Genomic DNA, 16,591 nt, shown 5'->3' with positions numbered 1-16,591 from the left:
TTTGTAAATGGTTCGCGCCAAAAATGGTTAATTAAACTATTAATCACAGGCTAAACTTTTAAATGCCTGTTAGCATCCCAAATAATTTGAACTTATGAAGTTTTATTCGAAATGTATGGTGATAATTGTCGCATTGGCAATTGTTTTTTTTAAATGTTTTTCACAGGAAGTAAAGTATCCGAATAAATTTGAAGGGTATCTTTTTGCTTATTTTGAGGGATCGGGGCCAGGGAATGTTCAGGAGCAGCTCCGTTTTGCAACCAGTTCTGATGGAATAAACTGGTCTGCACTAAACCAGAATGATCCGGTAATCAAATCGGATACCATTTCCAATTCTGGCGGCATCAGGGATCCGCATATCCTGAGGAAAGAAGATGCAAGTGGATTTTATATTACGGCAACAGATATGAATACCCATAAAAACGGCTGGGCTAAAAATACAGGAATTGTGATGTTAAAATCTTCAGATTTGGGCCACTGGAGCCATAGTGCCGTCGATCTGGCAAAGAAATATCCTGCAACTTTTGCCAAAGTGAAGTGGGTATGGGCTCCACAAACGATTTATGATCCGATTGCCAAGAAATATCTGGTGTATTTTACCATCAGGTTTGAGGACGATGATAAGCTTGATTTTTATTGTGCCTACGCCAACCAGGACTTTACCGGTTTTGAAAAGGAGCCAACTTTAATGTTTAGCCCGAAATTTGGTGGTATCGATGGCGATATTATCTTTAAAGATGGGGTATACCACTTTTTTTATAAAGGAAATACCAAGGTAGATGGAAAGGAAGTAAAAAATGGAATTCAGCAAGCCACATCCCGATCATTGCAGGGACCATGGTTGGAAGACTTTAAATACCTGGATGCTTACGCCGGAACAGGCACTCCGGTAGAGGGATCAAGTATCTTTAAACTGAACAATTCTCCGGATTATGTATTGATGTATGATTTATATACCAAAGGAAGATATGAACATCAGAAGAGTACCGATCTGTTTAACTTTAGCGATGCGCCATTGTCATTCACCAAGAATTTTTTTCCAAGACATGGAAGTGTGATCGGGATAAGCGGTCAGGAAGCCCGCTACCTAAACAGTATTTGGAAAGGTGTTCCCGGTGAGTTGCTTATTCCTAAACTTCCCGGCGATCGGTTTCAATTCGTAGCTGAGGGAAACCCGATTATCACGCACCAATACACTGCAGATCCTGCAGCGATTGTGGATCAGGGAACACTATGGTTGTTTACAGGGCATGATGCAGGCGGGAAGCAAAAAACTTTTAAAATGGAAGATTGGTCGGTTTTCTCCACAACTGATATGAAAAACTGGACGCAATACCCTGTTCCGCTTAAGCTTTCTGATTTTTCATGGGCAAAGGGTGGCGATGCTTATGCTGGGCAGGTGATTAAGCGCAATGGAAAATACTATTGGTATATCAGTACAAATGCGTTGGGCATAGGTGTTGCCGTTTCAGATCGACCTGAAGGACCGTATAAAGATGCAATCGGAAAGCCGCTGCTGACGAATAAAGACTGTTATGATTCTAAAAACTATTGGGCCTGTATTGATCCAACTGTTTTTGTGGATAAAAAAGGGCAGGGGTGGATATTCTGGGGAAACAGTGAGTGTTATTACGCCAAATTAAAAGAAAATATGATCGAAATTGATGGCGCTGTAAAAAGAATCAATTTTGAAGGTTTCAACTTTACAGAGGCGCCGTGGATACACGAGGAGAAGGGCATCTATTATCTCTCGTATGCTACCGGTTTCCCTGAAAAAATTGCTTATGCAACGAGTAAATCCCTGGAGGGGCCATGGAAATATCAAGGTATTTTAAATGAAGTAGCTGGAAATAGTGATACCAACCACCAGGCTATTGTGAAATTTAAAAACAAATGGTATTTCTTTTATCACAACGGAGCCATGCAACCCGGAGGGGGAAGCAATAACAGATCGGTTTGTATAGATGAAATTTTTTACAACAAAGATGGAACGCTTAAAAGAGTAATCATGACGAGTGAGGGTGTAGGGAAGAGATAGTCAGCAAATACGGAGATAGCAATTTCGTGTTGCTGGTGAGTGGAGCCCACATGGCTTTGCGAAATCCTGAAGGCGTAAAGAATCTTTTTGAAACTATATTCGAATAAATGTAATCGCTACGATAACTTTAAGTAACACCTACAAACGGATGTTCAAATGATTTAAGCGTATTGGTCGAAACGAAGATCCGTTAATGGTATTTACTTTTTTGGAAAGCAGTTCCAGAAGCATCTGGTCTTTTTAGTCCCGCCTTCGCTTCAAGTCCTCACTCGTGCCTCGCTCCGGGTTTTATGCTCCAGTCGGGTTTAGGTGGCCAGGATAGTGGATTCTATTTTCGTTTTATCGCAAATTGCAGAGAGATGAAGTTTTCCTGCACAGGCCTTCGTATTTAAACGGGATGGGAGCGGCATACTTTTGCTGTAAAGGCAGGGGGGCGTAGAAGGTCAGCAAAAGATATAGCGGACAGCCCGGCAGAACCCAACCGATGATGAGCTACAGCACCTTTCCAAAATAACAGGACTCACCAATCTTAATTAACGTGCGTTACGGATGCTTTTGATTGTATAGCAAAGCATGTTAAAACATGATACAAAAAGCCCCCAAAATAGTGTTTAACTTTTTGGGGGCTTGCTTCTACCTGGTAGCAATATGGATAATCGAACTCAGGTTAAGTTGGAACCCCTATTTTATGGTCAGGTTAACAGTAAAGGTAGCAGTCACTTTATTGCCTGAAGCTAACGTATAGACCAAAGCCTGTTTCATGGTATACTTATCGCCTGTATTAACACGGTTAGGATACTGACCAGCGTTGAGTTTAAAATTTTGTGCATCAAACTCGCAAAATACCCGCGAATTAGCCGAACTGTAGCCAACCACATAACCATTGGCATCGAACCACTGCCCGAAACCATTGGCTGTTAGGGTAGCGTTTAAGTTATTATTAGGTTCAAGTGCATAAAATTTAATGTCGGTGCCTATTTTATTGGTAATATCTTGTTTAGGTAATTGAAAAGCAGTAGCCAGTTTCGCAATATCAATTTGAGCTGTGGCATAATCGTAAGAAGTAGTACTTCGGTTCACCTCAAGGTCGTAAGTAAAGGCCACATCTTTAGGTGCCTGATTATTGTAGCCAGGTAAACTGGTGTTCTGGAACTTTACCTTATAGGGCCATTGTTCGTCATTGGTATTGTTTTCATCCCAGGCATGCGGATGGTATTGGCTAGGCGCACCGGTTACCACAAACCAAAGGCGGCTGCAATTTATTGGAATAGTAAATGTTGCATTTCCGGAGGCACTTGTGAACATGGGGCTATAGCTTCGGGTTCCATTTGTTGATAAAGCAACGAAACCATACCTCCAGCCGGCAATACTGGCATCTACCTGATTATATCCCGAAGCGTTTGGCAATCCTTGAAATGCAGCGGTAACAATTGTACCCGCTGCAGGCACCTCTAAGGGCATAACATTATAACCGGTTGTTTGCGGGCAAAAGCTTGGGTCGGGCTGGAAAGAACCATCGTTCATCAGGTTCATTTTATAATGATGTGCGCCAATTTTACTTGCGCCCAGCGTACGGATGTTATCAATATCCCAGGTTACAAATTTAGATGCAGCATCATATAATTCATCGTTGAGCTGGCTCACAGAAAGTCCGTATAAACGCTGATAAACCTGAATCGGATCTTCATAAGTCTGTGACGCCTGCCATATTTTGCCAATAACCGCTATGCCTCTTTTTTGTGTCCAGTACTGGTGGATCATATAATTGGCATAACGGTAATCTTCGTGGATAAGGTGTTTCTGGTAATTATCCAGGTAAGGATCAAACCAGCTGCTAAAAAGTTCATTTGGGTAAGAAACAAAAGCCTGCCATTGTGCCGTTTGTTCCCAAAAGGCATTTCCACCTGCACCATTTCCCCCGAAACCCCACCTGAAGCCATGAGTGGTACCTAAATCACAGGATACCTGGTATTGGAAACTATGGCCAATCTCATGCGCGATTGTTGAACCGACTGGCTTGCAGGTTTGTGGACTTACCCATAATGCGCCGATTGTATCGTCATATCCTGAACCAGTTGCACGCCAACCATCTTCATAATATAAAAAGATCATCATTTTGTATTTGTCCAGTTTTGAAGTTCCGTTTCCAACGGTAGCAAATTTTAATGTATTTACATTTAGGTTGTAAAAAGATTCGGCCTTAGCCAGTAAATCATCAATATCCACACGGTATTTTGAATCTACATTTGTGGAGGAAGGATTGTTAGTACCATATCCTTTTCCCCAGAACAATATAAAATGATCGGATTGCTTTGAACGGGCGTAACACCATTCGCTTTCGGTAGCGTTCCAATCCATATTCTGCATGGATGTTGGTTTGTAAATCTGCAGGGCGGTAGCGGCCTGCGTACTGGTTTCATTTGCCGGAGGATCAGGCGCGACTTTAGTTTTTTTACACGAGGTAAAGTTTAACAATAAGATTAAGGAAAGTACTGCACCTATTCGCCGGTTCAGCATTAATTTTGATAAGTGGTTCATGGGTTTAGGAGTTAATTGATGTAGTCAGCAAATTAACCAGAACCCTAAAACTATCATTACAGGTTTTTACCTATAAATAACTCATTTTTAACCTGATGTCATTATATGATCTGTTGGCATCTGTTTTTCATATTTGAGTTTCAGATCCTTTTCTTTTTTAACGTAAAATTTAATCAAGCCAGGTGCGCTCAACTCCTTAAAGCCCGATCCTTTTTTTAACAATCAGTAAACCTTCAATGGCCAGAATATCTATTTCTGTATTGAGAAAGCAACATATGGCATCTTCCGGACTAGAGGCCATGGGTTCGTTCATTACATTTAAAGAGGTATTAATTACTGCCGGACATCCTGTAAGCTTGTAAAATGCTGTAATTAACTGATGAAAATCAGGATGATATGCTTCGTTCACCATTTGAACCCGGGCCGTTCCATCAACATGTACCGCTCCCGGAATTAGAACTGCATGGTTTGCCTGATGTCTATTATGATCACCTAAATAACGTTCTGTAAACAGCATGTAACGATTTTTTGCGCCCGTGCCAAAATATAAATCCGCAAACTCTTCCAGAATAGCGGGAGCGAAGGGACGGAAAGATTCTCTAAATTTAATTTTGGCATTAAGTATGGCTTTCATTTCACTTTTTCTGGGGTCTGCAAGAATACTTCGGCAGCCTAATGCTCTCGGTCCAAACTCTGTTCTGCCTTTGAAATAGGCGATTACCTTACCTTCATTTAAGTATGCTGCTATTTTACGATGATAAAGGTCATCCTCAGCCTTTTCGTAATTAAGGCCATAAGCACGAAGTGTTTTAATTACCTCGTGTTGGCTATAGCATGGGCCAAGCAGCGATTGTTTCATGCCGTCTGCCTGTAAATTGATATTTCTAACACCCGATAAATGAGCATAATATATACTGAAAGCGGCACCCAATGCGCCACCGGCGTCGCCTGCTGCGGGTTGCACCCAAATACGTTTAAACCCAGAATGCTGCCTGATGGATGAGTTAATGATACAGTTTAACGCAACTCCCCCTGCCAGGCAAAGATTTTCTATACCAAATTCTTTGTAAAGACTTTGAGTTAGCTTAATCAAGATTTCTTCCGTTACTTTTTGTATGGAACTGGCTAGGTCTTTATGAAATACCAACAGTTCTTCGTCTTTCGCACGCACCGGATGGCTGAAAAGCTTGTCGAATTTCTTATTGGTCATGCTCAGCCCGGTACAATAATCAAAATAATGCATGTTAAGGAGAAAGGAACCATCTGCTTTAACATGGATTAAATGATCATAAATGAGTGCTTTGTATATCGGCTTGCCATACGAAGCTAAACCCATTACTTTATATTCATCAGAATTGACTTTGAAACCCAAATAATAAGTGAAGGCAGAATATAAAAGACCGATGGAGTTTGGGAAATTAATTTCCTTTTTTAAAGTCAATTGGGCCGAATTGCCTATTGAAACTGTTGTTGTGGCCCATTCGCCCACGCCATCTACCGTGAGTACCACGGCTTTTTCAAATGGACTCGGGTAAAAAGCAGAGGCCGCATGGGCATGGTGGTGATCGGTAAAAAGAATGGGCCGCGATTTTTCCCATGTGGGATCTATCGTATTAAGCGCTTTGGCAATGTTTTTTTTAATGAATAATTTATCTGTTAACCATATAGGCATCGCTTTTAGGAAAGATTTTAATCCCCTTGGCGCAAAATGGACATAAGTTTCGAGCAAACGTTCAAATTTTAGAAAAGGCTTTTCATAAAATACAACATGATCTACCTCTGCCAGGGAAATGTTGGCAAATTTAAGGCAGAATTTTATCGCCTCTGTCGGGAACGACTCATCATTTTTAATCCTGGAGAAACGTTCCTCCTGCGCCGCTGCAATAATTTCGGCATCTTTCAGCAAACATGCTGCGCTGTCATGATAGTAAGCAGAAATCCCCAAAATATAGCTCATCCTGTACTACTGATTAGAATAAACTATAAATGAATGGGGCGAGGACAGAACCATGCGCGGCCACCAATACCAAACCTAGCATAAGCAGGATAATAAATAAGGGCCATAACCAATACTTTTTGCGCTGGGTTAGGAAATGGAAAAATTCGATCAGTGTATACATTGTAAGTATAAATTTAGAACTGTTGATTAAATGAACCCGTTGACCGGCCAGATACCTCTTCCCAATAAGAAGCCGACTGATTATTCTTTTTTGTTTTTAAACCCTGCTTTTTAAACAGGCGCAGAAAAAAGGCGATAGGGCTTAGGATGAAAATAAACACGAAGGTCAACAAAATTGTACCATTAACCATTCCCAGAAAATGACCAGTTTTGAACCATATTTTTCTTATGGATTCAAGGTATAAGGGAGCGAAGATTGCGGTTATGATTAACCCAACTGATAGCAACAATAACAGGTACTGTAAGTAGGTTCCTTTCCAAAAAATAATGGAAAGTGAAATTACTGTAGTGCCTAAAACAAGACCAAACTTTCTGTTTTCTAATTTTTTGCTGCTCATGTTACCGGCTATTTTTCTTTCTGTATTTTGTTGCTGCCTCATCGGCCCTGAGTTGATGATAGTAGTTGGCAATCAATTCGTTGATGTTGTCAGATGGTGCTTCTTTTTTAAGTTTGATGATGTTTTTTAATATTTCTTCAGTTTGCGTATCCAAATAGGTTTGCTGACCGGAATGTTTTAGTTCATCACTATATCGAAGTGCTTTCTCCGGAAGATCTGATTTAAAATAAAAGAGGAAAAGATTATTGGCATTCTCAGGGGTGGGCATAAGCTCATAAGCCTTTTTAAAGTAAAACTCAGCGGTTTGAGGATCTGCCAATTCAAAACACAGGCGGCCTGTGTAGGTATAGTAAATGGTTTGGTAAGGGTTTTCAAGCAGTACCGCTTCGGTAACCTTTAGGGCTTTTTGTTTGTCGCCACTAGCCATAGCGGTTTTATACAATTCGTCCATGGCTGTTCTCCAGGTAATTCTATCTACGGCTAATGCACCTGCAAGTTGTTCATCAATCGAATTTCCACGGTTATAGGTAGAATTGATGGGTTCATTAAAAGGCCAGCCCGAGCGGAGCATCATGATCTGATATACGCCATATAGCGAATCTACCCTGGTAACAGGCATGTTCTTCAGCAATTGTGCAAAAGACATTTCATCTTGTTTTTTTGCCGGTATTAACTTCCTTTTGTTAATCTGCTGATAAAAGGATTCGCTCATGATGGCGTAACCCGATAAATTTGGGTGAACATGCTCTAAAATGGTTTTTTTACCGATTATTCCGCCTGTTTCATTTTTTTCAAATAAGGCACGGGTATCAGCCAGGTAAATGCCAGGATATTGCTTGCACAATTTTCTAATGATTTGGTTGAAAGCTTCAGGTGCCCTGAAACGGAGCTGATCGTATTCCTTCGCCAAAACAAAATTTGTTTTTGCCGCTTTAAAATCGCCGTTTGCATACAGTTTTTCGCCTATTGTATAATGGTTTTGAGCTGAAAACTTACCGGCACTGATAAATGGTTTAAGGTCTTTTTCATTACTGACCAGTGTACTGATTACGGTTGGGATGTGTTTTGCTGATAGCAGTTGGCACAATTCACCCATATTGTTGCTAAACTGCATTATTCCTCGATTAAAATCGGCCGATTGATAAGCAATTTGCTGCTTGGTTACCATGCGTTTCATCAGGTTTTCCCGTTTATCAATTTCTTTTCCAAAAAGCTTTGATACGCCTTCAATGGTGCGGTCTAACAACTGCACCAACTTAAGTTCGCGCAGTTTAATGACCAGTTTTATCCAGGTCCTGTTACCTTTAATCTGGCTGGTAGAGCCAATACCTAAAGCACCGTAATATTCGTTATGCCCGGTGTATACCAATACCAGATCTGGCTCATGGTTAACAATTTGTTTGGCAAAATCTAATACGGTATAGGAATTTACAGCGGTAAGCGAAACATTAATCACCTCAAAATTCAGGCTGGGATATTCATGCATCAGCCGGTATTGTAGCCACCTGTGGAAAGATCCATTGTGCATGTATGGGTAGCCGGCAGTGGTTGATTCGCCTATCACAAATATCCTAAAGGTATTTTTGGATTTTATGATGCTGAATCGTTCGCGGTTGCCCAGTGTTGCATTGGCACTGGTAGAAAAAAACTTATAAGAGGCGGTAGGGTTCATCATCATGTAGCCCTGCTGGTCGGGATCTTTGATAAACAAAGATGGATCGAAGCCATAATTGAATAAGCGTAACAGGATTTCAATGATGCATAAAAATACCAATGGCAGCGACAATGCCGCTGCCTTAAAGTATATTTCTTTTCCCTTGCCCATTTGTGATGTAGTTGATATTATTTTATTTACCTGCTGAGCTTTTTGCTAAAGTTTAACGGAAAGTTTACGACCGCTATACATAAATGATTTGTTAATCTTTTGATTATCAATGCCTGTTCCGTTTTGCCTGCTTACCATCACGATGTTGAATTTGCGTTGGCCCAGCATGCCTTTAAACTCTCCTTTTCTATCCTCAACAGTAAGTGTTTTTGTAGCGTCGTTCCATTTGAAGTGGATTTCTGAAAATGCGCCCTTCTCATAGTTATAACTGTCGTTTTCATCTTCATATAAAACAAAATCGCCATTATCCCCAGGATAGATGCGGATCTCCAGATCATCCCATTTTTTTTCTGTTGAATATTGCACTTTTGGCCCCCAGGGAACAATTGAGCCTGCCTTTACATAAAGCGGTACAATTTCCATAGGCGTCTCACGTTTTATCGTTTGTCCGCCTTTAACGACTTCGCCTGTCCAGAAATCGAACCATTTACTGCCGGATGGAAGATATATTTCTTTACTTGTCATCCCCTTATCGGTAACCGGCGCTACGAGAAAAGCCCTTCCGAACATGTATTCGGAGCTATTTTCGAAGCCTGCAGGATCATTGGGAAACTGTGAGTACAATGGACGCATAAATGATCCGGCATGATGAGTTACCGACCAGGCCGTTGCATAATTATACGGAAGTAAGCGGTAGCGGAGGTTGATAAACTTCTCCTGGATATCAAATGCCTGCTCTCCTTTTTTGCCAAACTGATATATTTCTCTCGGTATATCGGTACCATGCGAACGCATCAAAGGAGTAAAGGTTGCAAACTGCATCCAACGGTTATATAACTCCTGGAAATCGGGATTTTTTGCACCGCCGCCTTTCACAAAATCACCGGCGAAAAAGCCACCAATATCGCCATTCCAATAAGGCAGGCCACTTAATGAAAAGTTCAATGCTGCGGGTATCTGTTTTTGTAGGGTAGGCCAGTTAGAACCAACATCGCCACTCCAGGTATTGGTTGCGTATCGTTGCTGGCCTGCAAATGCTGAACGGGTTAACAGCAGTACGCGTTTCTTACTGCTTGCTGCTCTTTGGTGGTCATAAACTCCTCCGGTGTGTTGAAGCGGGAAAGCGTTCTCTACGCTCCGGTAACTTCCCAAATAGGTAGGCTGATCGAAATCCTGTTCCTTCACATTAATATGGTCTGGCTCTGTAGAATCGAGCCACCAGGCATCAATACCTAAAGAGAATATGCCTTTGCTGAGGTAATTCCAGTAAATATTGCGCGCAGCAGGATTATAAACATCATAAGGTTTTGTATTTGCGCCCGGCGGCCATGTATCAAAGTTCAGGAGCATATTCTTTGATTTAAATTCTTGATATTGTGGGGTTTTTGGTGCAAAACCAGGCCATGAAACGATAAAAAGATGGGCATTGAGTTGATGTACACTATCTACCATGGCTTGTGGTTTTGGGAAAATAGTGGGATCGAAACTCATGGCATTCCAGTTGTCGTCTTTTCCCCAATATTGCCAGTCTTGTACAATACCATCAAGTGGGATATTTAACGCTCTGTACTTTTTAACTACATCAACAAGCTCAAACTGCGTTTTGTAGCGTTCGCGCGATTGGCTGAAACCAAATGACCATAAAGGCATCATAGGAGATTGCCCTGTAAGTGCACGCATTTGAGCAACCACACCGTCAGCACCTCCGCCAAACATAAAATAATAATCGGCAAAGTTGCCCACCTGCGAATCAAATGAAGTTTCCTGAGCATTATCAGTAAAGGTGGTTGGTGAATAGTTGTCCCAAAAAACACCATAACCTTTTACCGACTGGAAGAAAGGGATGGCAACTTTTGTGTTTTCCTGTTTAAGGAGTAATTTTTGTCCCCTTTGGTTTAACTTTCCATTCTGTTGCTGGCCAAGGCCATAGATAATTTCTTCCTTGTCTAATAAATAGGCCTGTTTAACCGCATAAGTTGGGTTCCCGGCATCATTTATTGCGGTAAATCTGGTGCTATTGTCTTTTTCTGTAAATAACTTCGTTCCATTTTGAGCATCGAATGAAACTTTTCCCGTTTTCAAGTTAACCGTTGCAGCTATTACGCTACTGCTGATGGTTACCGTTTGCCCGTTGTTTTTAATATCGAGCTTTAACTTCTCAGGACGTTTTATAACAGCGAGGCTTTCTTTTTTCTGCTGGCTCCCTTCTGGCTTTTTAAAAACACGAACAATATTGGGTGAGTAAAAACTAATCTCTACATCCATCGATTGGATAACGGTGTGGATGCCCTGTGGCGTTTTTTGAAAAGATTGAGCTTGTACGGAAATCTGGTAGCCAAGCAATAATGTAATTACGGCAATAAATTTTCTTTTCATCATTTATATCATTTGAGGTTGTTTTATAAGATATTTTTTATCCTGATTTTGTTATTGAATATCATCAATTCCCAAGATCTCAGAAATATCGTCATTGCGAGGAGGTACGACGAAGCAATCTCTCATGCTAGTGATCCTTGCTATAAAGATTGCTTTGTCGGCTGAAAAAGCCTTCTCGCAATGACGATTTCCAGATAAGAAATCTGTTTTACAATACAACCTCCTTAAATTAGTATCCCGGGTTTTGTTTTATATTCGGGTTTTTAGCTAACTCCGCACGCGGAATAGGTAACAGTGTACGGTAATCTCCATTTGGCGAATGTGACAACCATGATTTTTTGGTAAATACGCCAAACCTGATCATGTCCTGCCTGCGTCGTCCCTCGGTATTAAATTCCCAGCCCAGTTCATCCAGGAACCTTCCGTATTGGATATCGGCACCACCTTCTACCGTAGAAGTTAAGTGGTTGCGAAGGCCATAGTTATACACACTACCCTGCAACAGCTGGCTACCGGTTACGGTTGCTTTTGAAGGATTGCTTGAGAAAGATCGCTGTCGAACCTGTGTGACCAGCGCAGCAGCACCCGCAGCATCTCCTGTTCTTAACAGGCATTCGGCCTTCATCATCAGAACATCTGCATACCTGAGCAAAGGGAAATCGTTGTTCATCCCCACCAGGGCACCTGGCTTAAATTCAAATTTTCCTAACCTGAAACCATGTACTTCATCCGATTGATCAACTCCCGGAAGCTCATTAATGTAGATTAGTGGTTTACCATTACTGGCACCAATGGTTCCCAATAAAACAGCACCTGAAGCAGTATATTGCTGTCCTTGTACATAATTGTCTTTTAACCTGTTGTCTTCCGGGTCAAACGTGCTTACAAACTGTGGTGTGGCACAGATACCGCCCCATGGCGAGTTTTTGAAGTTGTAAGTTGCCTGGTTTTCTGGCTGAAGTGTTTCCATGTGCAGGGTAAAGGCGTTAGCACCATCTGCAGTAAACTTTTCATCAAAAGGTATCGCAAAAATGGTTTCTCTGCTGCCTTCATTTGCATCAAGAAAAATAGATTTCTGATTGGCTTCCAGTGTATATACGTTTGATGCAATGATTTCATTACAAGCGGCAATACATTGCGTATAGGCTGGGGTACCAATATATACGTTGGCATTCAGGTAAACTTTAGCCAGCAGGGCAGTGGCGGCCCAGTAATTGAACTTGCCATAGGTGGCCTGGTTATTGGCTTTGCTCAGGTTCGGAAGACTTTCTGTAAGCTCTTTCACAATAAAAGCATATACCTGCGCACGCGTATTCTGTTGTGGAAGAAATCCGGATGGTACATCAAATTTATCTACAATAGGCACACCACCAAAGAAATCGCATAGGGCATAATAATATGATGCCCTTAAGGCACGTAATTCGGCTATGGTAGCGTCTTTTCCAGTGGTAATGGGGATCAGATTGGACTGAATCTGATAAAGTACACGGTTACATGAAGTGATACCTCCATAGGCATTGTTCCAGATCTGGTAGCTGTTGTCTTCGTCAGATGTCCATCTATGTTCGTGCATGCGTCGATAGATCCCATTATCAACCCAGCCGTTAGGACGTGCGGGTATTACGGCTTCATCACTGGAAATCTCATTGGTACGAAAAATAGAGTTGTTGCTTCTTCCGAGCATTAAAGGCCTCCAATAGGTATAACCGGCGCCAACCAGCGCCGCTACATCAGAGGTATTCGGGATAAAATTATTTTGAATAAATCTGGAGTAGTTTTCGTCCTTTAATTTCGTGCAGGATGTTAAACTTATAATCAGTACCATAAATGCCACGGTACAAGTACCCAATATATATCTTGTTTTCATGATGTTGGATTAAAGATTAAGAGAAAAACCTAATGTAAATGTACGGGCGGTAGGATACTTGTCCCGGTTATCATTACCAGGTGCCAAACCACTCCAGTCTACTTCAGGGTCTAAGCCCTTATAGCCGGTAATGGTAAAAGTGTTTAATGAAGAAACATACACTCTTGCACCTTTAAGATATTTGGTTTTTAGCTTGTTAAAAGTGTAACCCAATACAATATTGTCAATTTTCCAGAAATCGCCGTTCTCTACATAATAACTGTTAAATTCTACTGGCATATTTTTATTAAGCACAGCTGTACCAAAAACAGGATCGTAAGCTGATACCAGTCGGTTATAGTTTTGAATACCTGTGTTTTCATAATACATTCTCTGGAAGTTCAGAATCTGGAAACCAAATGCACCCCGCATGGTAATGCTTAAATCCAAGTCTTTATACCTGAAGTTATTGTTCCATCCGCCGGTAAATTTAGGAATCCCGTTTCCGAGTACTTTTTTATCTTCAAAGGCATGATTAAACTGGCTATAGGAAACATCTTCCCCGTTTTTACCTTCATAAATCCATTGACCGTCGGCCGTTACACCTTTAACTTTAAAGCCGTAAAAATCTCCGATGTTATCGCCAACGCGAACGATATTGGTAAAAGTGGTTGCTGGCGGACCTGTTCCTCCGGTAGTGAAAAAATCGTTTGTGGCCTGATATAAATCGTTAGATAAGCTAACGAGTTTATTTCGGTTGGTCGAAAAGTTGAAGCTGGTTGTCCATTCAAAATCCTGATGTTGTATGGCCACAATATTCAATAAAGCCTCAAGACCTCTGTTTTGCATGGTGCCCACATTTGCCCTTGTGCTTGGGAAGAGGTTTGGTGGACTGGGTACCTGGTAATCAAATAGTAAGCCATTATAATTTCTATTGTAAACATCAAATGTACCGGTAACTCTTCCTTTATACAGGCTAAAATCAAGACCAATATTTGTTTCTCTTTTTTCTTCCCAGCGTAAAGCAGGATTCGGGTTTTGCGTAGGAACAAGTGTCTGGATCCAGTTGCCGTTAGAATACACATTGTCGCCATAACCCAATAAGGCAACGGCCCGGAATCCATCGCTCGGCTGGTTTCCGGTTACACCATATCCTGCACGAAGCTTTAAGTCATCAAAAATGGTTTGATCTTTCATAAATGCTTCGTTGGTGATTTTCCATCCAACAGATACGGAAGGGAAATTACCATAGGGTTTTTCAGCACCATAAAGCTGGCTGGCACCCTCTCTCCTTAAAGAAGCCATTAACAGGTAGCGTTCTTTATAGCTATAGGTTAGCCTGCTAAAAAATCCAATCAGGTTCGTTTCCGAATAGCCACTTCCCAACAGCGCATCTAAAGCGCGGTTTGCACCACGGCCTTGCTGGATATTGTAATACCCAAAAGCATCTGTAGGGAAATCATAATTGCGTTCATAGAAATTCAGGTAAGAATTATCCTGATAACTGTATCCACCCAATAAAGTGAAACTGTGATCGCCCAATTTTTTGGAATATTGAGCCGTAAGCTCCAGCAACCTGTCTATACTTTGAGTAGAACCCAGTGAAGCATAGCCGTTCAGTTTATCTCTGATGTTGGAAATGTGGAATTTAGATTCTGAATAACCGCCATTTGAAACATATTTGGTATATGAACCCAAAGCACTCAACTTAAGATCTGCTATGGGGTTATAAGTAATCTGAGAATTTAAGCGTTGGGTAGTGTTTTGGTTCAGACCTGTACTTTCAAAAAGGCGTGCAACAGGGTTATCGTATTCAAAGTTGTTCGGTTCTTCAAAATAATGTCCGTCACTGCCAAAAAGGGGAGATGTTGGGTTGCGGATCAGGGCCTGTCGGTAAACAGCGCCATTGAAACTGTTACCATCCTGGGTTTGGGTATATTTATTGTTCTGTACCAAAACACCCATGTTAATTTTTACCTTATTATCAAACATGGAATGGTTAATATCTGCCCTTGCCGTAAGTGTAGAATTATCAGACTTTTTAAATAGCCCGTTAAAATAACGGTAGTTTAAAGTAGCCAGGTAATTGGTTTGGCTGTTGCCCCCGCGAAAAGTAATGTTATGTATATTGGTAATCGGTGTTTTATTCGAAATCTCTTTTAACCAATCCGTAGTTGCACCAAGATCGTATGATGGAAGGCGTGTTCCTTCTGCAATCTGCCTGCGATAGTCATCAGCAGTAAGCATATTGAGTTTTCGGGCAATAGTTTGTGTACTTACGGAACCACTATATTCTACTACGTTGCTGTTCTTACCTGAAGATCGTTTAGTGGTAATAATAATTACGCCGTTGGTACCGCGCACACCATAAATAGCTGCAGCAGAACCATCTTTTAACACATCTATCGATTCAATATCTTCTGGTGCTACCAGTTTAAGACTGCTTGGTACACCATCTACAATCACAAGTGGATCGGCATTGGCACCAAAAAGTGTATTATTGCCACGAAGCCTGATTTTGCTTCCCGCTGTAGGGTCGCCGCTTGGTGTATTAATTGTAAGTCCAGCTACTTTACCCTGGATTAATTGTCCTGCATCTAATACAGGCGATTTTACAAAATTTTCGGCTTTAACACTCGCTACCGAACTGGTTACATCGCCTTTACGTTGCAATCCATATCCGATTACCACTACATCTGTTAAATTATTGGCTTCTGCCTTCAACTTAACATTAATTTCAGTTCGGTTGTTAACTGCTATTTCCTGCGAAGCAAAACCTATTGAAGTAAAAACCAAAGTTTCATTACCGGTTGGAACTTTAAGGCTATAGGTTCCGTTTGGTGCTGTTTGCACGCCCGTACTGGTGCCTTTGATTTTAATGCTCACAGAAGGGATGGGAAGGCCGGCCTCATCAGTAACTTTTCCGGTAACAACAATTTCGGCTGCTTTATTTATGGCGGGTTCAATAATTGCCCTACGCTGAATAATGATAATGTTGTCTTCGAGCTTGTAGCTGATGGGTTGTGATTTCAGCGAGAGGTCCAATGCCTCTGCTAAGCTGATTTTATTTACTTCTATACTTACCGGATGAGTTCCGTTAAGCATTTGTCTGGTATACAAAAACTGATATCCGGTTTGGCGCTCAATTTCCTTGAAAATTTTTTCAACAGCCGCGTTCTTTTTCGAAAGCGTTACCGTTTGACCGCTGGAGGCCAAAGAGAGCTGTAGCATTAAGGAAACTAAAAGTAGGCATGTTAATTTCATAACCATTAGCGGTTTACGCAGATAGGCCAAAAGCCTACTTACGCGTGCATAATAATTCATATATTTGAATGTTTGGGTTTATACTTGGCTTATACTATTGTGTAGATTACTTGGTGGCGATCCAAACATCAGGTCAGAGTGTTCCTAGCACTCTGGCTTTTGTTCCATGGATGGGCCAGCCTGTTCG

At 41.3% G+C, this 16,591-nt stretch carries 9 protein-coding genes; 1 reads left to right on the top strand and 8 read right to left on the bottom strand.

Translation table 11 applies throughout. The annotated features are described in order from the left end of the window. The first annotated feature begins 115 nt into the window (after positions 1 to 115). Positions 116 to 2,038 carry a family 43 glycosylhydrolase gene (locus tag DV942_RS07940; protein WP_145856629.1) on the top strand — a complete coding sequence of 641 codons (1,923 nt, stop codon included), beginning with the start codon at positions 116 to 118 and terminating at the stop codon, positions 2,036 to 2,038. Positions 2,039 to 2,719: 681 nt separating this feature from the next. Here the strand turns inward: DV942_RS07940 and DV942_RS07935 are convergent. The 8 genes from DV942_RS07935 to DV942_RS07905 all read right to left on the bottom strand — a co-directional run bounded on the left by DV942_RS07935 (position 2,720) and on the right by DV942_RS07905 (position 16,404). After that, positions 2,720 to 4,576: a DUF4859 domain-containing protein gene (locus tag DV942_RS07935; protein ID WP_244950852.1), complete on the bottom strand. Its 1,857-nt coding sequence runs from the start codon at positions 4,574 to 4,576 to the stop codon at positions 2,720 to 2,722. 196 nt (positions 4,577 to 4,772) lie between these two features. Further along, on the bottom strand, positions 4,773 to 6,533 hold the full coding sequence (locus DV942_RS07930) for a carbamoyltransferase family protein (protein ID WP_145856627.1): 1,761 nt from the start codon (positions 6,531 to 6,533) through the stop codon (positions 4,773 to 4,775). Between the two features lie 13 nt (positions 6,534 to 6,546). Next, positions 6,547 to 6,696, bottom strand: a complete 150-nt coding sequence (locus DV942_RS23675) for a DUF5989 family protein (protein WP_222431175.1) — start codon at positions 6,694 to 6,696, stop codon at positions 6,547 to 6,549. A gap of 13 nt (positions 6,697 to 6,709) precedes the next feature. Beyond that, positions 6,710 to 7,093, bottom strand: a complete 384-nt coding sequence (locus DV942_RS07925; RefSeq protein ID WP_145856625.1) for an SxtJ family membrane protein — start codon at positions 7,091 to 7,093, stop codon at positions 6,710 to 6,712. A gap of 1 nt (position 7,094) precedes the next feature. Beyond that, complete coding sequence (locus DV942_RS07920; protein WP_145856623.1) at positions 7,095 to 8,918, bottom strand: SGNH/GDSL hydrolase family protein; 1,824 nt, start codon at positions 8,916 to 8,918, stop codon at positions 7,095 to 7,097. Between the two features lie 45 nt (positions 8,919 to 8,963). Beyond that, positions 8,964 to 11,297: a glycoside hydrolase family 31 protein gene (locus tag DV942_RS07915; protein ID WP_244950851.1), complete on the bottom strand. Its 2,334-nt coding sequence runs from the start codon at positions 11,295 to 11,297 to the stop codon at positions 8,964 to 8,966. A gap of 226 nt (positions 11,298 to 11,523) precedes the next feature. Beyond that, positions 11,524 to 13,161, bottom strand: coding sequence for a RagB/SusD family nutrient uptake outer membrane protein (locus DV942_RS07910; protein ID WP_145856621.1), 1,638 nt, complete (start codon positions 13,159 to 13,161; stop codon positions 11,524 to 11,526). A 9-nt stretch (positions 13,162 to 13,170) separates the two neighbouring features. Continuing rightward, positions 13,171 to 16,404 carry a SusC/RagA family TonB-linked outer membrane protein gene (locus DV942_RS07905; RefSeq protein ID WP_244950850.1) on the bottom strand — a complete coding sequence of 1,078 codons (3,234 nt, stop codon included), beginning with the start codon at positions 16,402 to 16,404 and terminating at the stop codon, positions 13,171 to 13,173. Positions 16,405 to 16,591 lie beyond the last annotated feature (187 nt).

The organism is Pedobacter suwonensis (genome assembly GCF_007833675.1).
GTDB classification, from domain to species: Bacteria; Bacteroidota; Bacteroidia; order Sphingobacteriales; family Sphingobacteriaceae; genus Pedobacter; species Pedobacter suwonensis.
The sequence above is the reverse complement of the archived record's forward strand: the minus strand, read 5'-3'. Positions and strand labels throughout refer to the sequence as shown.